Origin of the sequence: Nonomuraea sp. NPDC049504 (assembly GCF_040676845.1) — a bacterium.
GTDB lineage: Bacteria > Actinomycetota > Actinomycetes > Streptosporangiales > Streptosporangiaceae > Nonomuraea > Nonomuraea salmonea.
In genome coordinates this window covers 118,113-135,968 of sequence record NZ_JBFAPT010000003.1, presented here as the reverse complement: position 1 = coordinate 135,968, position 17,856 = coordinate 118,113, and the positions used below count along the sequence as shown (strand labels likewise).

Below are 17,856 nucleotides of genomic sequence, written 5' to 3'. Positions count from 1 at the left end.
CTATCCCTCTGCTGAGTGGTCGGGGCGCGTCGACGGATGAGCACCGGCGGTCACCAGCGCCTCCACTGCCTTGCGCGGATCCTTGCCGGTGACCAGGCTCTCGCCCACCAGCACGGCGTCGGCGCCGGCCCTGGCGTAGGCGAGCAGGTCGTGCGGGCCGCGCACGCCCGACTCCGCGATCTTGATGACATTATCCGGGATCTTGGGCACGATCTTCGCGAAGACGTCGCGGTCGACCTCGAGTGTCTTGAGATTTCTCGCGTTGACCCCGATGACCCGCGCGCCGGCCGCGACGGCCCGCTCGAGCTCCTCTTCTGTGTGCACCTCGACCAGCGGGGTCAGCCCGATGGACTCGGCGCGCTCGATGAGCGAGACCAGCGCCTCCTGCTCCAGGCAGACGACCATGAGCAGGGCCAGGTCGGCGCCGTGGGCGCGGGCCTCCCAGAGCTGGTAGGAGGTGAGGATGAAGTCTTTACGCAGGATCGGGATGTCGACCCGGGCGCGGACGGCGGCGAGGTCGTCGAGGCTGCCGCCGAACTTGCGGCGCTCGGTGAGCACGCTGATGACGTGGGCGCCGCCCGCTTCGTAGTCGGCCGCCAGCGCGGCGGGGTCGGCGATCGCGGCGAGCGCGCCCTTCGACGGGCTGGAGCGCTTGACCTCGGCGATCACCGAGATGCGGTCGCCCCCGAGCGCGGCCATGGCGTCTCTGGGCGGCTGCGCCCGCTCGGCTCGCTGCTTGAGCTCGTCAATCGAGACGGCCTGCTGACGTGCGGCGAGGTCGGCGCGCACCCCGTCGAGGATGTCGTCGAGGACACTCGGCCCTTCCGTCCGCTCACTCACGCGCTGAGGTCCCTCCGGTCGGCTTCTGGGGGTGTGGCGGAGAGTTCGCGTCGGCGTCCGCTCTCTGCCTTGTCCTGCGATGGTATCGGCCTCAGCGAGGCGCCCTCACCACCGGTCCCCGTCTATGGGGCGAGGAACGCCCCGAAAGGCAGATTACGGACTACCCAGTAGACCATGACGACCACGATGAACGCCCACAGCCACGCCGGGTGGGGCACGGCGGTGCTCATGGACCTGCCCCGCCACGCGCGCACGACCCAGCGCCCCCACCAGAACAGCAGGATCGGCAGCATGACCACCAGCAGGGGGTTGAGGCCGAGCGCCGCCACGGGGTCGAGGTGGGCCAGCGCGTGCATGGTGCGCAGCGTGCCGCAACCCGGGCAGTAGAGGCCGGTGACCCACAGGAACGGGCAGGTCGGGTAGTGGCCTGGCTCGTTGGGGTCGACCACGGCGGCGACCACGAAGGCCGAGCAGGTGACGGCCGCGACGCCGAGCGGCGGGAGCAGGACCTTCAGGCGCCGCGTGCCGGTCCGCTCGGTTGTCGCGTGGCTCATGTCCTCAGTATCCGCCTTTCCTGGATGCTCAGTAGTCGTACGTGGCGGTGGCCGCGGTGCTCAGCCCGATGAGCGAGAGCAGCATGCCGCCGAAGATGATCCAGCCCAGCACCCAGAGCACGACGGTGATGTAGGAGGTGACCAGGCCGCCGACGGCCATGCCCGAGCCCTCTTCACCGGTGCGCTTGATCCGGTTGAGCGCGATGTGGCCGAGGATCACGCCGGGGATGCTGGTGAGCCCGCAGAAGACCAGGCCGATGATGCCGAGGACGAGCGAGGCGACCGCCATGCCGTTGGTGGAGCGGGTCTGCTGGGGCGCGCCGTAGTAGCCCTGTTGCTGCTGGTCGTAGCCGTAGCCCTGCTGCTGGGAGTAGCCGCCGCTGGGGGGCATCTGGCCGTAGCCGAGGTCCTGCGGGTAGCTGGGCGGCTGCTGACCGTAGCCACCGCCGCTCTGCGGCTGCTGACCGTAGCCACCGCCGCTCTGCGGCTGCTGACCGTAACCTCCGCCGCTCTGCGGCTGCTGACCGTAACCTCCGCCGCTCTGCGGCTGCTGACCGTAGCCGCCCCCGCTCTGCGGCTGCTGGCCGTAGCCGCCGCCGCCGCTGGGAGGCTGCTGGTTGTACCCGCCACCTCCGCTCGGGGGCTGCTGGCCGTAGCCGCCGCTCTGGGCCTGCTGACCATAGCCTCCGTCGTAGCCCGGCTGCTGCTGCCCGTAGCCGGGCTGCTGCCCGTAGCCGCCGCCCGGTGGTTGCGCGCCGTAGCCGCCGCTACCGCTCTGATCCCCGTAGCTCATGAGCTGGCTCCTCAATCATTCGTGGCGAGTTGATACGGCAGCTTAGTGAGGAATTCTTTGCCAAGAAGACAAGGACTCAGAACAGTGGAGGTTTCGACATCGGGCCGTGTTCAGCGGCCTTCTGTGGGGTCGTCGCCCCTGTCGAGCGCCTCCCAGAGCGCCCTGTCGTCGGTGACCTGCGCCTTCGCCTCGCCGGGCGTGTCCTGGGCCCGGTCGTAGCGGGCGGACATGCCCGCCCACCGGGCGCCGCGCACGATCGCGGTGACGCCGCCGGCGAGCATCAGCAGCGCGCCCGCCGCCGCGACGGCGGGCCACAGCGGCGCGGTCTCCCACGGCACGTCGGTGGCGCCGCGCAGCGCGTTCTGCTCGGCGAGCCAGCCGGTGACATTGGACGCGCCGAGCGCCGTCCAGGTCGCCGCCGCGGCGCCCGCGCCGCACAGGGCGAGCACGGCGCCGACGGCGCGGCGGCCGGTGCCCTTGCTGGCGAGCACGGCCACCACCCCGGCGAGCCCGGCCAGCGCCACGGGGGTGAGGACGGGGCTGAGGTCGCCGCCGGTGGGCGCGGCCACGCCGCTCTGGAGCACCCGCGCCCAGTCCTGCCCGGCCGCGACGAGCACCAGCAGGCAGCCGAGCGCGGTCGCGGCGACCCAGATCCACAGCTCCCGCTTGTCGCTGCGCATGGTGTCAGCCGATCACGATCTCGAACTGGTCGGCGTCGAAGCAGGTGCGGTCGCCGGTGTGGCAGGCGGCGCCGACCTGGTCGACCTTCACCAGCAGGGTGTCGCCGTCGCAGTCGAGCGCCACGGACTTGACGTGCTGGACGTTGCCCGAGGTGCCGCCCTTGACCCACAGCTCCTGGCGGCTGCGCGACCAGTAGGTGGCCCTGCCGGTGGTGAGCGTCCGATGCAGGGCCTCGTCGTTCATCCAGGCCAGCATAAGCACCTCGCCGGTGTCGTACTGCTGGGTGATCGCGGGCACCAGGCCGTCGGGGTTGCGCTTCAACCGCGCGGCGATCTTCGGGTCGAGGGACATGCTGCCATTCAACCAGGCCACCGCCGCGCCCCCGCCGTCAGGCGAGCGCCTCGGGGAGGGTGTCGTAGATGGGGAAGAGCGGTGCGAGGTTCGTCCTGCGGAGCCTGCGCAGCACCTGGCCGTCGGGGGCGACGAGCGCCATCGTGCGGTCGCGCTCGCGCAGCGAGGCGAGCAGCCGCACCAGCACGCCGAGGCCGGTGGTGTCGATGAAAGTCAGCGCTGTCAGATCCACGACGAGTTTGGAGTCGTGAGCGGCGACCGCTTCGTCCAGACATTTCCGCACTTGGGAGACATTGTCGACGTCCATCTCCCCCGCCAGCCTCACCACCACCGAACTCCCATGATGGTGTCGCGACATCTCCAGCACATCCACGCCCATGCTCCTCATAACCCCTCCCGTGGGCGGCTCCGCCGAAAACGTACACCGGACCGGACCGGATCACCGTGCGTTTTGCTGAGAATGCGGTACGTGATCACATCCGGGCGAGTACTTTTTGACTCGACCGCGTGCTAGGGGAGGGCAGGATCGTGGTGCACGTCGCGGGCTCCGTCCTGGATCCGGATCTGGGCGATCATGTCTGCCTGCCGTTCGACGGCGAGCGGGAGCGGATGACGTTCACGCGGGCGTTCACCGTGAACGGCCTGCGCCGCCGTACCAAAGTGGTGATCATCACCCACACCGACACCCCCGAGCGCACGCGCGGGTGGCTGGCGCCGCTGGTGCCGGGGTTCGCCGACGCCGAGCAGGCCGGCCAGATCAAGATCCTGGCCTGCGCCGACACCCACTTCACCGACGGCTTCCTCGACCCCGCGCGGCTGCACGCCGAGCTGGCCGATGCCCGCGACCAGGCGCGCAGGGACGGCAGGCACGGCGTGTACGCGCTGGTCGACGCCTCCTGGGGGCTGGGCGACGTGCCGGGGCACGAGGCGTTCGAGGCGGCCGTCAACGAGCTGTTCGGCGAGGGCTGGCTGGCGGCGGTCTGCCAGTACGACCGCGGCGTCTTCCCCCGCGACGCCCTCGACCGCGCCGCCGCCGTGCACCCGATCTCCCCCGAGCAGGCGCTGCTGCGCTTCGCGCACGCCGAGTCGGGGCTGCGGGTGTGGGGCGACGTCGACCTGACCAACAGGCCCGCGTTCGCCTCCCTGCTCGAGCGGCTGGAGAAGGAGCCGGGCGAGGTGGTGATCGACGCGGCCGGGCTCGAGTTCATCGACGCGGGCTCGGCCCAGCTGCTGACGATGACGGCGATGGCCAGGCCGCGCGGCACGACGACGGTGCTGTGCCGCGACCCGATGGCCCGGGTGCTGCGGCTGATCGGGGCGGACGAGTACATCGCCGTACGACGGGCGGACGATGTGTAGACGGGTGCTCTGCACCGCTTTCGCCCGCGGCCGCATCACGCTCCTGCGCAGGAGCGTCACCGAGCACGCCAGGGCCGAGGGGCTGACCGGCCGCGGCCTGGAGGACTTCGTGCTGGCGGTCAACGAGATCGTCACGAACGCGGTCCTGCACGGCGGCGGCCACGGCCGGCTGCGGCTGTGGTCGCACGCCGGCCGGCTGTGGTGCGAGGTCAGCGACGAGGGCCCGGGGCTGCCCGCCGGGTGGATGGGCGACGGGCGCCCGCCCGAGGGGCTCGACTTCCGCGGGCGGGGGCTGTGGCTGACCGGCATGCTGTGCGACCAGGTGATGGTCGTGTCGGGGCCGGCCGGCACGACGGTGATGTTCTCAGCGCTGCTGAGCGACGCGCCGAACCGCGAGCCGACCGCCGCCCTCCTCTGACCGCCCTCCTCTGACCGCCCTCCTCTGACCGCCCTCCTCTGACGCCCTCCTCAGACCGCCCTCATAGGAGCGCCCTCCTATGAGCGGGCCGCCGACACCCAGGAGGCGTGCAGGTCGGCGTACACGCCGGGCGCGCCGACCAGCTCGGCGTGCGGGCCGCGCTGCACCAGGCGGCCCGCGTCGAAGACCAGCACCTCGTCGGCGTTCTCCGCGGTGGACAGCCGGTGGGCGATGGAGATCGCGGTGCGTCCCCTGGTGACGCCTTCTAGCGCGCGGGCCAGGCGTACCTCGGTGGCCGGGTCGACGGCGGAGGTGGCCTCGTCCAGCAGGAGCAGGTCGGGGTCGGCGAGGTAGGCGCGGGCCAGCGCGACGAGCTGCCGCTCCCCCGCCGACAGCGACTCGCCGCGCTGCCCGACCGGCGTGGCCAGGCCCGCGGGCAGGCCCTCCAGCCAGTCGGCCAGGCCCAGCTCGGTCAGCGCCAGCTCGATCTCCTCGGTGGTGGCCGACGGCTTGCCGTAGCGGATGTTGTCCTCCAGCGTGCCGTCGAACAGGAAGCCGTCCTGCGGCACCATGACGATGCGCTCGCGCAGCGAGGAGAAGCGCACGTTCCGCAGGTCGTGGCCGTCCACGGTGACGCGGCCCGCCGCCGGGTCCATGAGCCTGGTCAGGAGCTTGGCGAACGTCGTCTTGCCCGAGCCGGTCTCCCCCACCACGGCCACCCGCGAGCGCGGCGGGATGGCGAGCGTGATCTCGCGCAGCACGGGCGCGCCGCCGGGGTAGGAGAAGTGCACCTCCTCGAAGGCCACCTCGATGGGGCCGCGCGGCAGCACCACGCCCTGCTCGCCCGGGTCGGCGACGTCGGGCGGGGTGTCGAGCACGCCGAGGATGCGGCGCCAGCCCGCGACCGCGTTCTGGGCCTCGTTCAGCACCTCGGTGGCGGTCTGCAGCGGCGAGACGAACAGCGTCACGAGGAACAGGAACGCCACCAGCTCGCCCTGCGTGATGCCGCCCGACAGGCCGAGCTGCACGCCGAGCAGCACGATGCCGGCGATGGCGACCGCGGCCACGATCTCGGTCAGCGGGAAGACGAACCCGACGATGGTCTGCGCCCGAACCTGGGCCTTCCTGTTGGCGTCCACGGCCCGGTCGACGCGCTCGGCGGTGCGCCGCTCGGAGGCGTAGGCCCTGATGACGGCGGCGCCGACCACCGACTCGCTGACCGCTGCCAGCATGTCGCCGGTGCGCTCGCGCACGGTCGTGTACGCCCGCGACAGCAGCCGCTGGAAGCGCGGCAGGGCGATCATCAGCGGGATGAAGCAGACCCACACCAGCAGCGTGAGCTGCCAGGAGTAGACGAACATCAGCACCGTGGCCACGAAGAGCTGGCCGAACGACACGATGATCATCAACCCGCCCCACTGCATGAACGTGCTGATCTGGTCGATGTCGTTGGTGACGCGGGAGACCAGGGCGCCGCGGCGCTCGGTGTTCTGGGTGAGCACCGACAGGTCGTGCACGTGGCGGAAGCCGCTGACGCGCAGGGTGGCGAGCGAGGACTCGGTGGCCTTGTAGAGGCGGACGTTCATGACGTACCCGGCAAGGGCCGTCAGCACCACCGCGGCGGCGCAGATCACCACGGCCTTGGTGATGTACGAGACGTCGGGCGTGCCGTTCTTGAGCCCGGTGTCGATGGTCTGCTGCACCGCGACCGGCACGATGACCTTGCCCAGGGTGGCGATCACGGCCAGCGCCAGCGTGCCGAGCAGGCCCTTGCGGAACTCGGGCGTCAGCGACAGGCCCTGGCGGATCGTGGCCAGCGCGGAGCGCTCGGCGTTGCCGTGGATGCTCTGCGCGGTCATGCGCTGACCCCTTCTTCCTCGATGTCTATGTCCGCGTCGATGTCCGACAGCTCGATCGCGGTGCGCTCGGCCTCCTCGCGCTCGTAGGCGGTCACCAGGTTGCGGTAGCCGTCGCAGCGCTTGATCAGCTCGTCGTGGGTGCCGCGGTCGACGACGCGGCCGTGGTCGAGGTAGACGACCTCGTCGGCCAGGGCGATGGTCGCCATCCGGTAGGCGACGACCACGACGGTGGACGCCTCGGCGGCGTCCCGCAGGCCGTACAGGATCTTGCCCTCGACCTGCGGGTCCACGCTGGAGGTGGCGTCGTCGAGGATGAGCAGTCGGGGGCGGCGGGCCACCGCGCGGGCCAGGGCCAGGCGCTGGCGCTGGCCGCCGGACAGCGAGGCGCCGCGCTCGCCGACGCGGGTGGCGAGGCCGTCGGGCAGCCGGCCGACGAAGCCGTCGGCCTGGGCCAGGCGCAGGGCGGCCCAGACGTCGTCGTCGGAGACCTCGACACCGAGGGCGACGTTGCCGCGTACCGTGTCGTCGAACAGGAACGTCTGCTGCGGCACCAGCGCCACGGAGGCGGCCACGGCGCCGTAGGGCAGCTCGCGCAGGTCCACGCCGTCGAGCAGCACCCGCCCCGAGTCGGGGTCCACCAGCCGCACCAGGAGCTGCACGAGCGTGGACTTGCCCGACCCGGTGGGGCCGACCAGCGCGACGGTGCGCCCGGCGGGGACGTCGAAGGTGACGTCGTGCAGCACCTGGGCCTCGCCGTAGGCGTAGGAGACCCCGCTGACGCTCAGCTCGGCGGGGGCGTCGGAGGCCGTGGCGGCGGCGGTGCCGTACTCCATGGAGCCGTCGGCGTCGAGCACGGCCTGCACCCGCTGCCAGCCGACGACGCTGCGCGGCAGCTCGGCCAGCACCCAGCCGAGCGCCCTGATGGGGAAGGCCAGCAGCGTGAACAGGTAGGCCACCTCCACCAGGCCGCCGGGGTCGATCGCGCCCGCGGACAGCCGGGCCGCGCCGACGGCCAGCACGGCGAGCACGCCGAGCGTGGGCAGCGCCTCCAGCATGGGGTCGAACAGGCCGCGTACGCGGCCGACGGCGATGTTGGCGTCGCGCAGCTCGTGGGCGCGCCGCCGGAACCGGTCGGTCTCCAGCTCCTCCCTGCCGAGCGTCTTGACGACGAGCGCGCCGTCGAAGCTCTCGTGCGCGATCTCGCTGACCTCGGCGCGCAGCTGCTGCGCGCGGGTCGCCAGGGGGCTGAGCCTGCGCTGGTAGAGCAGGTTGAGCACGGCGATGGCCGGGAAGATGAGGAAGCCCACGAGCGCCAGCACCGGGTCGGTCACCACCATCGCGACCGCCGCGGTGACCAGCATGACGATCACGCCGACGGCCATGGGCAGCGGCGCGAGCGGCGCCCAGGCGGCCTCGGCGTCGGCGCTGGCGTTCGACAGCAGCTGCCCGGTGGGGTGCCGGTGGTGCCAGGCCAGCGGCAGCCGCAGGTACTGCTTGGTGACGTCGCGGCGGGAGCGGGCCTGCATGCGGTACTGCAGGACGCCGGCCAGGATGCGGCGCCCCGCCACGCCGATCGCCTTGAGCAGCGCGGCGCCGACGATGAGCAACACGCCGGTCCACATCGCGCCCGCGGCGACCTCGCCGTCGGCGAACGCGGCCAGCACCACGTTCTGGGACGCCCACCCGAGGGCGGAGGCGGAGGCGACCGTCATGCCGCCGTAGACGGCGCTGGCCAGCACCGCAAGGGTGAAAACCAGCTTCTCGGTGCGAACGGCCACCCCAAGGACGCGGAGTCCTTGACGCATCACGGCCGAGGTGACCTTGCTCGCCACTCGGTGGGTTTCCTCTCATGTCTGTTGTTTGTACGTATGTCACTATCACGCCCGATCAGTCGGTTATTCCCAGCGGTAGGCTGATCACGTGACTCACGCTCGTGGCGAACGCACCGCGCTCTGCGATCTGCTCGACCGGCTCGGCCCCGAAGCGCCGACCCTGTGCACGGGCTGGACCACCTACGACCTGGCCGCGCACCTCGCGCTGCGCGAGCGCAGGCCCGACGCCATGGGCGGCATCGCGCTCAAGCCGCTCGCCGGCTACACCGCCTCGGTGCAGCGGCGGCTGAAGGACCGCCACCCCTACCCCGAGCTGGTCGGCCTGGTCCGCAAGCCGGGCGGCGTCTACGGCCTGCTGCCCGCGCTCGACGAGGCGGTCAACACGCTGGAGATGTTCGTCCACCACGAGGACGTGCGCCGCGCCCAGCCGGGCTGGGAGCCGCGCGAGCTGCCCGAGGACCTCGAGCGGCTCATCTGGAAGCGGGTCTCCACCGGCGCCCGGCTGATGCTGCGCAAGTCGCCCGTCGGCGTGGTGCTGCACCGGCTCGGCGGCGGCGTGGTGCTCGGCGGCCCCAAGGGACACGCCCGGGTCGAGGTCACCGGCAGGGCGGCGGAGCTGCTGATGTTCTGCTTCGGGCGGCAGGAACACGCCCGGGTGGAGCTCACCGGGGATCCGGCCGCGGTGGCCGCGCTGCGCGAGGCCACCCTGGGCGTCTGACCTTCCCGGGTCAGGGCGGCCGAGGGTTTCGGATGCGCGGAAAAACCGGCGGGGCAGGCGCTCGCGCGCCGTCCGCTGCCCTTACCATGGCATAGGAAAGAAGCCCCCCGGTTAGGATCATGTACATCTTCAGAGATGCCTAAGGATCGCCCAGACTCGGGTATATACGGCTGGGAACGAACTGCAGGAGGCCCCCCATGCAGGTCAAGAAGGTGATCACCTACGTGGCTGTCGCGTTCGTGGTCTTCTACCTGTTCACCCGGCCGGCCCAAGCCGCCGCCGCGGTCAACGGTGTGTTCGACGGAATCGTCCACGGAGCCAATCAGCTGGCGGTGTTCTTCTCGAGTGTGCTGACCTGACGGGTGGTTCTGTCTGCGTGAGGTGCTTCCCCGCGCTGCCCAATCGTGTTACGCAGACAGGATGACAGATCGCCTCACCGGCACCAGACTTCATCAGCTCGACGCCGCCGCCAGGCGCGTCCTCGAACGAGCCGAGCTCGAGGGCATCGAGCTGATCCGTTTCCTGTACGCCGACCACGCAGGCGTGATCCGCGGCAAGGCGGCGGCACGGTCCCGGCTGGCCGAGCGGCTCAGCTCGGGCATCGGCCACACGGTGGCCATGATGGCGATGAACATGCTCGACCAGTTGCAGGAGGTCGAGCACATGGGCCCGGTGGGTGAGGTGCGCATCGTGCCCGACGCCACCACGTACGTCCCGCTGCCGTACGCGCCCGGCGCCGCGGCGATGCTGTCGGACCTGCGCATGCCCGACGGCTCCCCGTGGGCGGCCTGCCCCCGCACGTTCCTGAAGGACGCCGTCGCGGAGCTGCGCGCCGAGGGCTACACGCTGGAGGCGGCCTTCGAGCCGGAGTTCACGCTCGGCCGCCGGCTGCCCGACCCGTCGGGCGGGCCCGACCGGCTGGTGCCGATCGACGACTCGCTCTGCTACGCGGCGATCGGCTTCGACACCGCCCACGACTACGCGATCAAGCTGGTACGCGCGTTGGAGACACAGGGGCTGCGCGTCGAGCACTACCATCCCGAGCTCGGCCCCGGCCAGCAGGAGCTGTCGATCCGCCACGCGCCCGCGCTGCGCGCCGCCGACAACCACGTCCTCTACCGCGAGACTGTGCGCGGCGTGGCGCTGCGCATGCAGATGTGGGCCTCGCTGGCCCCCAAACCGCTGGCCGACCAGGCCGGCAACGGCGCCCACCTGCACCTGTCGCTGTGGAGCGACACGCGCAACGTCTTCGCCTCCGACAACGAGGTGCGTGACGGCTTCATCGGCGGCCTGCTCGCCCACCTGCCCGCCCTGACGGCGCTGACCTGCGGCAGCGTCAACGGCTTCCGCCGGCTGGCGCCGCGCATGTGGGCGAGCGCGTACGCGGTGTACGGCCCCGACAACCGCGAGGCCGCCGTGCGCGTCTGCTCCCCGCTGGGCGAGAGCGGCGAGCCCAACCTGGAGCTGAAGCCGTCCGACTCGGCGGCCAACCCCTACCTGTCGCTCGGCGCGGTCATCCACGCCGGCCTCGACGGCATCAGGCGCAAGCTCGACCCGGGCGAGGCGGTGGAGGTCGACCCCGACACCCGGCCTGGCCGCTATCCGCGCCTGCCGTCCTCACTGGACGAGGCGCTGGACGCGCTGGAGGCCGACGAGGTGCTCATGGAGGCGCTCGGACCGCTGCGGCGCAGCGCGTATCTGGCCGTCAAGCGGTCCGAGGCCGCGGCGTTCGCCGGCAAGGACACCTCCTACGAGCTCTTCCACCACCTGCGGGTGTTCTGAGCCCGCTCAGCGGACGGGGTGGCCCGCGTTCCTGAGCGTCTCCTTGACCTCGGAGATCTTCAGCGTGCCGAAGTGGAACACGCTGGCCGCCAGCACCGCGTCGGCGCCCGCCGCCACGGCCGGAGGGAAGTCCTCCAGGCGGCCGGCGCCGCCGCTGGCGATCACCGGTACCCGTACGGCCGCCCTGACCGCGTGCAGCATCTCCAGGTCGTAGCCGTCGAGCGTGCCGTCGCCGTCCATCGAGTTGAGCAGGATCTCGCCGGCGCCCAGCTCCTCGCCCCTGGCCGCCCACTCCACCGCGTCGATGCCGGTGCCGCGCCGCCCGCCGTGGGTGGTCACCTCGAAGCCGCTGGCCGTCCCCGGCGCCCGCCTGGCGTCCACGGACAGCACGACGCACTGCGCGCCGAACCGCCTGGACGCCTCGGTGAGCAGCTCGGGCCTGGCGATGGCGGCCGTGTTGAGCGACACCTTGTCGGCGCCCGCCCGCAGCAGCCGGTCGACGTCGTCGGCCGACCGCACGCCGCCGCCCACGGTCAGCGGGATGAAGACCTGCTCGGCCGTCCTGCGCACGACGTCGAGCATGGTCTCGCGCTCCCCTGAGGAGGCGGTGATGTCGAGGAAGGTCAGCTCGTCGGCGCCCTCCTCGTCGTAGCGCCTGGCCAGCTCGACGGGGTCGCCCGCGTCGCGCAGGTTCTCGAAGTTGACGCCCTTGACCACGCGCCCGGCGTCCACGTCGAGACAGGGGATGACTCTTACCGCCACGGTCATGTTCGCAGTGCCTCGATCTCGATCTCTACCAGCATTCTCGGGTCGACCAGCCCGGCCACCCGTACGCCGGTGCACGCGGGGCGCACCTTGGCGAAGACCGCGTGGATCGCCTTGCCCACGGGGTCGAAGTGACGTTGCTCCACCACGTAGTAGCGGACCATGACGACGTCCTCACGCGTCAGGCCGCCCATCAGGACGGCTTCGAGCGCGATCTCGATCGCGGTCAGGGCCTGCCGATGCGGGTCTCCGACGTGGCGTACCTCTCCGTCGACCGTGGCCGTGCAGCCGGACACGATCACTCGCCCGCCCGCCACCACCGCGCGGGCGTAACCGTACTTCTCCTCCCAGATGCCGCCCGAGAACACCCGGTAACCGGTGCTCTCCATGCCGATGCTGCTGATGCTCATCTCGCCCCCTCCCGGCACAGCTACACGCGTACCGCGGCTAGCGCGTCTTCCAGGGTGAACGCGTGAGCGTACAGGGCCCTGCCCACGATGGCGCCCTCCAGTCCGTCGGGGACGAGGGACGCGAGAGAGACCAGGTCATCCAGGCTGGAAACGCCGCCGCTGGCCACCACGGGCTTGTCGGTGCGGGCCAGGATGCGGCGGTAGAGGTCGAGGTTGGGGCCCTGGAGCATGCCGTCCTTGGTGACGTCGGTGACGACGTAGCGGGGGCAGCCGTCGGCCTCGAGCCGGTCGAGCACCTCCCACAGGTCGCCGCCTTCCTCGGTCCAGCCGCGGGCGGCCAGCGTGGTGCCGCGCACGTCGAGGCCGACCGCGATGCGGTCACCGTGCTCGGCGATGATCTTGCTGCACCAGGACGGGTTCTCCAGCGCGGCGGTGCCGATGTTGACCCGCCTGCAGCCGGTGGCCAGGGCCGCGGCCAGGGAGTCGTCGTCGCGGATGCCGCCGGACAGTTCCACGTTGACGTCGAGCCTGCCGATCACCTCGGTGATCAGCTCCCGGTTGCTCCCGCGGCCGAACGCGGCGTCGAGGTCCACGAGATGGACCCACTCCGCGCCCGCCTCCTGCCAGGCCAGCGCGGCGGCCAGTGGCGCGCCGTAGCCGGTCTCGGTGCCGGCCTCGCCCTGCACCAGGCGTACGGCCTGGCCGTCGGCGACGTCGACGGCGGGCAGCAATGTGAGAGACATTCAGGTCCTCCGGTCGAAAGCGAGAGTCACGACTACGGGCACGAACAGCACCGACAGCACCAGGACCGCGAAGCTGATCGGGAACGACCCCCACACCAGCCACGCGATCGCCTGGACGAGCAGGAAGCCGAGCGCCACCACGGCGTTCTGGGCACGGTGGCGGCGGGCGAGCAGGCCGCCCTGCCGGTAGAAGCGCACCGGCCGTGCCATCGGACGGGGCGTCAGGCGGGTCAGCAGTGCGCGGCGCCTGACCGCGCGGGCCTGCCGCTCCTCGTTGGCCCGGATCGCGCGCGCCCGCTCGGCCTCCCGCTCCGCCCTGCGGCGCGCACGCTCCTTGCTCACGTCAGCGCCTTCAGCCAGTTTCGCAGCAGGGCGGCTCCGGCGTCGCCGGACTTCTCCGGATGGAACTGGGTGGCCATGAGCGGGCCGTTCTCCACGGCGGCGACGAACGGCACGCCGTGCTCGGCCCAGGTGACGACCGGCTCGGCGAACCCGTCGCCGGGCCGCAGCACCCAGTCGCGCACGCCGTAGGAGTGCACGAAGTAGAAGCGGGTGTCGGCGTCGAGCCCCTCGAACAGCACGCTGCCGGCGGGCGCCTTGACCGTGTTCCAGCCCATGTGCGGCAGCACGGGCGCCTCCAGCCGCTCGACCGTGCCCGGCCACTCGCCGCAGCCCTCGGTCTCGACGCCGTGCTCGACGCCGCGCGCGAACAGGATCTGCATGCCGACGCAGATGCCCAGCACCGGCCGGCCGCCCGACAGGCGGCGGCCGATGATCTGCTCGCCGCGCACCGACGTGAGGCCCGCCATGCAGGCCGCGAACGCGCCCACTCCTGGCACCACCAGGCCGTCGCACTCCTGCGCGGCCCGCACGTCGGACGTCACCGTCACCTCGGCGCCCGCCCTGGCCAGGGCACGCTCGGCCGAGCGCAGGTTGCCCGAGCCGTAGTCGAGCACCACGACGTTCTTCTTCACCACCACAACACCCCCGCCGTGATCGCCATCACCGCGCCGACCGCGCAGATCGCCGCGCCGATCTTCAGCCCCTGTTTGGCCAGGGAGAACACACCGCCGCCCAGGAACAGCCCGATGAACACCATCACCCCGGCGAGCAGGTTGTCGGTCATAGCACGCCCTTGGTGCTCGGCACCCCGCTGGCCCGCGGGTCGAGCTCGGACGCCTCGCGCAGCGCCCTGGCCAGCGCCTTGAACTGGGCCTCGACGATGTGGTGCGCGTTGCGGCCGTAGGGCACGTGGACGTGCAGGCAGATGGCCGCCTGCGCGACGAACGACTCCAGGATGTGGCGGGTCATCGTCGTGTCATATTCGGGGCCGATCATCGGCGCCATGCCCTCGGGCTCGGTGTGCACGAGGTAGGGGCGGCCCGACAGGTCGACGGTGACCTGGGCGAGCGACTCGTCCAGCGGGCACGATGCGCTGCCGAACCGCCGGATGCCGGACTTGTCGCCCAGCGCCTCGCGGAACGCGGCGCCCAGCGCCAGCGCGGTGTCCTCGATCGTGTGGTGGGAGTCGATGTGGAGGTCACCCTCGGTCTTGACCGTCAGGTCGAACAGTCCGTGCTTGCCGAGCTGCGCCAGCATGTGGTCGTAGAAGCCGACCCCGGTGGCCACCTCGACCCGGCCGGTGCCGTCGAGGCCGACCTCCACCAGGACCGAGGTCTCCTTCGTGACACGCTCGACGCGACCTACGCGGCTCACATTGCTCCTTCCAGGGCGGCGCGGAAGGCCGCCATCTCCTCGCCCGTGCCGATCGACACACGCAGCCACTCGGGCGGGCCCACCTCGCGGATGAGCACGCCGCGCTCCAGCATCCCCTCCCACACCCCGCGCCGGTCGGGGAAGCGCCCGAACAGCACGAAGTTGGCGTCGGAGTCGGCCACCTGAAGGCCCTTGCCGCGCAGCCAGGCCACCGTGTCGTCACGCTCGCGGCGCAGCGCGTCGACCGTGCCGAGCAGCTCGCCGCGGTGGCGCAGCGCCACCCGCGCCGCCGCCTGGGTGAGCGTGGACAGGTGGTACGGCAGCCGCACCAGCAGCAGCGCCTCGACCACCGCCGGGTGCGCCGCCAGGTAGCCGACGCGGGTGCCGGCCATCGCGAACGCCTTCGACATCGTCCTGGTGACGATCAGCCTCGGGTGGGCGGGCAGCAGGGTCAGCGCCGACGGCGTGCCCTCACGGGCGAACTCGGCGTAGGCCTCGTCGACCACCACCATGCCGGGAGCCGCCGACAGCACAGCCTCGATGGTCTCCAGCGGCTGCGCCGTGCCCGTCGGGTTGTTGGGCGAGGTCAGGAACACCACGTCGGGGCGGTGCTCCTCGATCGCGGCGACCGCCTTGCCGGGGTCGATCGAGAAGTCCTCCTCGCGCGTCGCCCTGATCCACTCGGTGCTGGTGCCGCCGGTGATGATCGGGTGCATGGAGTAGGAGGGCTCGAACCCGATGGCGGTGCGGCCGTGGCCGCCGAATGCCTGGAGGATCTGCTGGAGCACCTCGTTGGAGCCGTTGGCGGCCCACACCTGCGCGGGCGTCAGGCCGTGACCGAGGTAGGCGGCCAGGTCGGCGCGCAGCTCGGTCGCGTCTCTGTCGGGGTAGCGGTTGAGCTCGCCGGCCCGCTCGCCGATCTCCCTGGCCAGGTCGGCGACCAGCGCGGGCGAGGGCGGGTAGGGGTTCTCGTTGGTGTTGAGGCGTACGGGGACGTCGATCTGCGGCGCGCCGTAGGGCGTCTTGCCGCGCAGATCGTCGCGGATGGGCAGGTCGTCGAGGTTCACGCGGTCTCCGTCGGCACTCGCCAGTCGAATCGGGCGCGGATCGCGGCGCCGTGTGCGGGCAGGTCTTCGGCGTCGGCCAGCACCGACACGTGGGCCGCCGCCCCGGCGAGCGCCTCGCGGGTGTAGTCGACGACGTGGATGCCGCGCAGGAACGACTGCACCGACAGGCCGCTGGAGTGGCAGGCGCAACCGCCGGTGGGCAGCACGTGGTTGGACCCGGCGAGGTAGTCGCCGAGCGAGACCGGCGAGTAGGGGCCCACGAAGATCGCGCCGGCGTTGCGCACCCGGGCCGCCACGGCCGCCGCGTCGGCGGTCTGGATCTCCAGGTGCTCGGCGGCGTAGGCGTCGACGACCTTGAGACCGTCGTCGATCGAGCTCACCAGCACGATGCCGGACTGCCGCCCGCTCAGCGCCTCGGTGATGCGCTCGGAGTGGCGGGTGGCCGAGACCTGGCCGGGCAGCTCCTTCTCGACCGCGTCGGCCAGCTCGGGGCTGGTGGTGACCAGCACGGCGGCGGCGATCGTGTCGTGCTCGGCCTGGCTGATCAGGTCGGCGGCGACGTGGACGGGGTCGGCGCTCTCGTCGGCGAGGATCGCGATCTCGGTGGGGCCGGCCTCGGAGTCGATGCCGATGCGGCCCTTGAGCAGCCGCTTGGCCGCGGCCACCCAGATGTTGCCGGGGCCCGTGACCATGGTCGCGGGCTCGCACTCCTCGGTGCCGTAGGCGAACATCGCCACCGCCTGCGCCCCGCCCACGGAGTAGACCTCGTCCACGCCGAGCAGCGCGCACGCGGCCAGGATGGTGGGGTGCGGCAGGCCGCCGAACTCCTTCTGCGCGGGGCTCGTCACCGCCAGGGAGCCGACGCGCGCCTCCTGGGCGGGCACGACGTTCATCACGACGCTCGACGGATAGACCGCGCGGCCGCCGGGGACGTAGAGGCCCACCCGGTCGACGGGCACCCACCGCTCGGAGACCGTGCCGCCGGGCACGACCTGGGTGGTGGCGTCGGTGCGCCGCTGGTCGCGGTGGACCAGCCTGGCCCGCCTGATCGACTCCTCCAGCGCGGCGCGCACGCGGGGGTCGAGCCCGGCCAGCGCGTCGCGCAGGGCCTCGGCGGGGACGCGGGCGGAGGCGATCTCGACACCGTCGAACCTGGCGGTCAGCTCCCGTACGGCTGCCGCCCCGCGATGGCGCACCTCGTCGCAGATGGGCCGCACCTTCTCCAGGGCGGCCTCGACGTCGAGCTCGGCGCGGGGCAGCACGTCGCGCAGGTTCGCCGGCAGGGAACCGCGCATGTCGATACGGGAAATCACCCCAACAGTCTACGGAGTCCGGGCTCCGATTCAGGCGGCGTCCACCATGCGGACAGGCTGCTCGCCCGAGTGACGCCCGCTGGAAGAGCCGACGGCCGCGGGGGCGGCGCTCGCCGACGCACGCCCCTCGCGGCCGTCATGACCCCGGACCGGGCCTGCCGGGGCCGGCGCCGTGGCCGTCACGGGGGTACGGCCACGGCCGGGGAAAGCCAGGGGAAACTCCACTGCCCCGCAGGCGCGCCCTCTAACGCACTTCTTCAAGAAAAACTTTGGGGCACCACAAGGTGACGTTGCGTGATTTTTGCCCACGAAATCCCGCTGCCGCGCGGCGCGGGGCCGGGAGCGGGCCGCCGGCGGCGGCGTCCGACATTATCTGTCCATTATGTCCGGACCTTTACCCTTACCGGCATGGGACAGTGGCACGGGCCCGACGGCCTGCTCGTCGAGGCGATCATCTTGGACGATCGCCCGCTCCTGCGTGTCTCCCACCGCGTCAACGGCCGCACCTACCTGCGCGGATACTGCGCCACCGTCGCCGAGCTCGGCGAGCACGGCGTGGACCTCGCCGAGCTCGTGGAGCGTACGGAAGACAGGCCGCTTGACCATCTGTAGACCCCTGCCCGCCACTGTCGATCAAGCGGGCGGGGTACGGCAT

At 71.9% G+C, this 17,856-nt stretch carries 23 protein-coding genes; 6 read left to right on the top strand and 17 right to left on the bottom strand.

What is annotated here, in order from left to right:
- The 6 genes from trpC to AB0K28_RS07060 form a co-directional block, all read right to left on the bottom strand.
- Positions 1-840 (bottom strand): indole-3-glycerol phosphate synthase TrpC, encoded by an 840-nt coding sequence (gene trpC / locus AB0K28_RS07085; protein WP_345401460.1) that lies wholly within the window; start codon positions 838-840, stop codon positions 1-3.
- A gap of 122 nt (positions 841-962) precedes the next feature.
- Entirely contained in the window at positions 963-1,394 is a 432-nt protein-coding gene (locus AB0K28_RS07080) for a DUF2752 domain-containing protein (RefSeq protein WP_364366159.1), read from the bottom strand.
- Between the two features lie 28 nt (positions 1,395-1,422).
- Positions 1,423-2,187: a DUF4190 domain-containing protein gene (locus tag AB0K28_RS07075; RefSeq protein ID WP_364366156.1), complete on the bottom strand. Its 765-nt coding sequence runs from the start codon at positions 2,185-2,187 to the stop codon at positions 1,423-1,425.
- A gap of 110 nt (positions 2,188-2,297) precedes the next feature.
- Entirely contained in the window at positions 2,298-2,867 is a 570-nt protein-coding gene (locus tag AB0K28_RS07070; RefSeq protein ID WP_364366153.1) for a Trp biosynthesis-associated membrane protein, read from the bottom strand.
- Positions 2,868-2,871: 4 nt separating this feature from the next.
- A complete protein-coding gene (gene hisI, locus AB0K28_RS07065) occupies positions 2,872-3,231 on the bottom strand; it encodes a phosphoribosyl-AMP cyclohydrolase (protein WP_345409699.1) in 360 nt (119 codons plus the stop codon).
- 25 nt (positions 3,232-3,256) lie between these two features.
- The gene (locus AB0K28_RS07060; RefSeq protein WP_364366150.1) at positions 3,257-3,592 is read right to left on the bottom strand and encodes an STAS domain-containing protein; all 336 of its coding nucleotides are present in this window, start codon (positions 3,590-3,592) and stop codon (positions 3,257-3,259) included.
- Between the two features lie 134 nt (positions 3,593-3,726).
- Between AB0K28_RS07060 and AB0K28_RS07055 the strand changes: the two genes are divergently transcribed.
- Complete coding sequence (locus AB0K28_RS07055) at positions 3,727-4,578, top strand: MEDS domain-containing protein (protein ID WP_364366147.1); 852 nt, start codon at positions 3,727-3,729, stop codon at positions 4,576-4,578.
- Between the two features lie 4 nt (positions 4,579-4,582).
- Positions 4,583-4,996, top strand: a complete 414-nt coding sequence (locus tag AB0K28_RS07050; protein ID WP_364366144.1) for an ATP-binding protein — start codon at positions 4,583-4,585, stop codon at positions 4,994-4,996.
- A 77-nt stretch (positions 4,997-5,073) separates the two neighbouring features.
- On the opposite strand, the gene AB0K28_RS07045 is transcribed toward AB0K28_RS07050, so the two are convergent.
- A complete protein-coding gene (locus AB0K28_RS07045; RefSeq protein ID WP_345401442.1) occupies positions 5,074-6,855 on the bottom strand; it encodes an ABC transporter ATP-binding protein in 1,782 nt (593 codons plus the stop codon).
- Positions 6,852-8,660 (bottom strand): ABC transporter ATP-binding protein, encoded by a 1,809-nt coding sequence (locus tag AB0K28_RS07040; RefSeq protein ID WP_364366967.1) that lies wholly within the window; start codon positions 8,658-8,660, stop codon positions 6,852-6,854. The genes AB0K28_RS07045 and AB0K28_RS07040 overlap by 4 nt, the downstream gene beginning before the upstream one ends.
- 115 nt (positions 8,661-8,775) lie before the next feature.
- Between AB0K28_RS07040 and AB0K28_RS07035 the strand changes: the two genes are divergently transcribed.
- The 3 genes from AB0K28_RS07035 to AB0K28_RS07025 all read left to right on the top strand — a co-directional run bounded on the left by AB0K28_RS07035 (position 8,776) and on the right by AB0K28_RS07025 (position 11,187).
- On the top strand, positions 8,776-9,405 hold the full coding sequence (locus AB0K28_RS07035; RefSeq protein WP_345401439.1) for a TIGR03085 family metal-binding protein: 630 nt from the start codon (positions 8,776-8,778) through the stop codon (positions 9,403-9,405).
- A gap of 197 nt (positions 9,406-9,602) precedes the next feature.
- Complete coding sequence (locus AB0K28_RS07030) at positions 9,603-9,764, top strand: hypothetical protein (protein ID WP_345401436.1); 162 nt, start codon at positions 9,603-9,605, stop codon at positions 9,762-9,764.
- A 61-nt stretch (positions 9,765-9,825) separates the two neighbouring features.
- Complete coding sequence (locus AB0K28_RS07025; protein WP_364366140.1) at positions 9,826-11,187, top strand: glutamine synthetase family protein; 1,362 nt, start codon at positions 9,826-9,828, stop codon at positions 11,185-11,187.
- A gap of 6 nt (positions 11,188-11,193) precedes the next feature.
- Here the strand turns inward: AB0K28_RS07025 and hisF are convergent, their stop codons facing one another.
- Genes hisF through hisD form a run of 9 tightly spaced genes read right to left on the bottom strand, consistent with a single transcriptional unit; the run spans position 11,194 to position 17,201 of the window.
- Positions 11,194-11,955 carry an imidazole glycerol phosphate synthase subunit HisF gene (hisF, locus tag AB0K28_RS07020; protein WP_345401430.1) on the bottom strand — a complete coding sequence of 254 codons (762 nt, stop codon included), beginning with the start codon at positions 11,953-11,955 and terminating at the stop codon, positions 11,194-11,196.
- Positions 11,952-12,362, bottom strand: coding sequence for a Rid family hydrolase (locus AB0K28_RS07015; protein ID WP_345401427.1), 411 nt, complete (start codon positions 12,360-12,362; stop codon positions 11,952-11,954). The genes hisF and AB0K28_RS07015 overlap by 4 nt, the downstream gene beginning before the upstream one ends.
- Before the next feature lie 20 nt (positions 12,363-12,382).
- The gene (gene priA / locus AB0K28_RS07010; RefSeq protein ID WP_364366136.1) at positions 12,383-13,105 is read right to left on the bottom strand and encodes a bifunctional 1-(5-phosphoribosyl)-5-((5-phosphoribosylamino)methylideneamino)imidazole-4-carboxamide isomerase/phosphoribosylanthranilate isomerase PriA; all 723 of its coding nucleotides are present in this window, start codon (positions 13,103-13,105) and stop codon (positions 12,383-12,385) included.
- Positions 13,106-13,447, bottom strand: a complete 342-nt coding sequence (locus AB0K28_RS07005) for a hypothetical protein (RefSeq protein ID WP_364366133.1) — start codon at positions 13,445-13,447, stop codon at positions 13,106-13,108.
- Positions 13,444-14,079: an imidazole glycerol phosphate synthase subunit HisH gene (gene hisH, locus AB0K28_RS07000; RefSeq protein WP_345409696.1), complete on the bottom strand. Its 636-nt coding sequence runs from the start codon at positions 14,077-14,079 to the stop codon at positions 13,444-13,446. The genes AB0K28_RS07005 and hisH overlap by 4 nt, the downstream gene beginning before the upstream one ends.
- Positions 14,076-14,231 (bottom strand): hypothetical protein, encoded by a 156-nt coding sequence (locus tag AB0K28_RS06995; RefSeq protein WP_364366130.1) that lies wholly within the window; start codon positions 14,229-14,231, stop codon positions 14,076-14,078. The genes hisH and AB0K28_RS06995 overlap by 4 nt, the downstream gene beginning before the upstream one ends.
- Positions 14,228-14,821 carry an imidazoleglycerol-phosphate dehydratase HisB gene (hisB, locus tag AB0K28_RS06990; RefSeq protein WP_345401418.1) on the bottom strand — a complete coding sequence of 198 codons (594 nt, stop codon included), beginning with the start codon at positions 14,819-14,821 and terminating at the stop codon, positions 14,228-14,230. The genes AB0K28_RS06995 and hisB overlap by 4 nt, the downstream gene beginning before the upstream one ends.
- Positions 14,818-15,888, bottom strand: coding sequence for a histidinol-phosphate transaminase (locus AB0K28_RS06985; protein ID WP_364366127.1), 1,071 nt, complete (start codon positions 15,886-15,888; stop codon positions 14,818-14,820). The genes hisB and AB0K28_RS06985 overlap by 4 nt, the downstream gene beginning before the upstream one ends.
- Entirely contained in the window at positions 15,885-17,201 is a 1,317-nt protein-coding gene (gene hisD / locus AB0K28_RS06980; protein ID WP_364366124.1) for a histidinol dehydrogenase, read from the bottom strand. The genes AB0K28_RS06985 and hisD overlap by 4 nt, the downstream gene beginning before the upstream one ends.
- Positions 17,202-17,609: 408 nt before the next feature.
- Here hisD and AB0K28_RS06975 point away from each other — a divergent pair, with 408 nt between their 5' ends.
- Complete coding sequence (locus tag AB0K28_RS06975; protein ID WP_345401409.1) at positions 17,610-17,813, top strand: hypothetical protein; 204 nt, start codon at positions 17,610-17,612, stop codon at positions 17,811-17,813.
- Positions 17,814-17,856 lie beyond the last annotated feature (43 nt).

Excerpts from the sequence above, each read along its gene's own strand:
- AB0K28_RS07080 (WP_364366159.1), bottom strand. The coding sequence starts at position 1,394 with ATGAGCCACGCGACAACCGAGCGGACCGGCACGCGGCGCCTGAAGGTC.
- AB0K28_RS07075 (WP_364366156.1), bottom strand. The coding sequence starts at position 2,187 with ATGAGCTACGGGGATCAGAGCGGTAGCGGCGGCTACGGCGCGCAACCA.
- AB0K28_RS07070 (WP_364366153.1), bottom strand. The coding sequence starts at position 2,867 with ATGCGCAGCGACAAGCGGGAGCTGTGGATCTGGGTCGCCGCGACCGCG.
- AB0K28_RS07045 (WP_345401442.1), bottom strand. The coding sequence starts at position 6,855 with ATGACCGCGCAGAGCATCCACGGCAACGCCGAGCGCTCCGCGCTGGCC.
- AB0K28_RS07040 (WP_364366967.1), bottom strand. The coding sequence starts at position 8,660 with ATGCGTCAAGGACTCCGCGTCCTTGGGGTGGCCGTTCGCACCGAGAAG.
- AB0K28_RS07030 (WP_345401436.1), top strand. The coding sequence starts at position 9,603 with ATGCAGGTCAAGAAGGTGATCACCTACGTGGCTGTCGCGTTCGTGGTC.
- AB0K28_RS07025 (WP_364366140.1), top strand. The coding sequence starts at position 9,826 with ATGACAGATCGCCTCACCGGCACCAGACTTCATCAGCTCGACGCCGCC.
- hisF (WP_345401430.1), bottom strand. The coding sequence starts at position 11,955 with ATGACCGTGGCGGTAAGAGTCATCCCCTGTCTCGACGTGGACGCCGGG.
- AB0K28_RS07015 (WP_345401427.1), bottom strand. The coding sequence starts at position 12,362 with ATGAGCATCAGCAGCATCGGCATGGAGAGCACCGGTTACCGGGTGTTC.
- priA (WP_364366136.1), bottom strand. The coding sequence starts at position 13,105 with ATGTCTCTCACATTGCTGCCCGCCGTCGACGTCGCCGACGGCCAGGCC.
- AB0K28_RS06995 (WP_364366130.1), bottom strand. The coding sequence starts at position 14,231 with ATGACCGACAACCTGCTCGCCGGGGTGATGGTGTTCATCGGGCTGTTC.
- AB0K28_RS06975 (WP_345401409.1), top strand. The coding sequence starts at position 17,610 with ATGGGACAGTGGCACGGGCCCGACGGCCTGCTCGTCGAGGCGATCATC.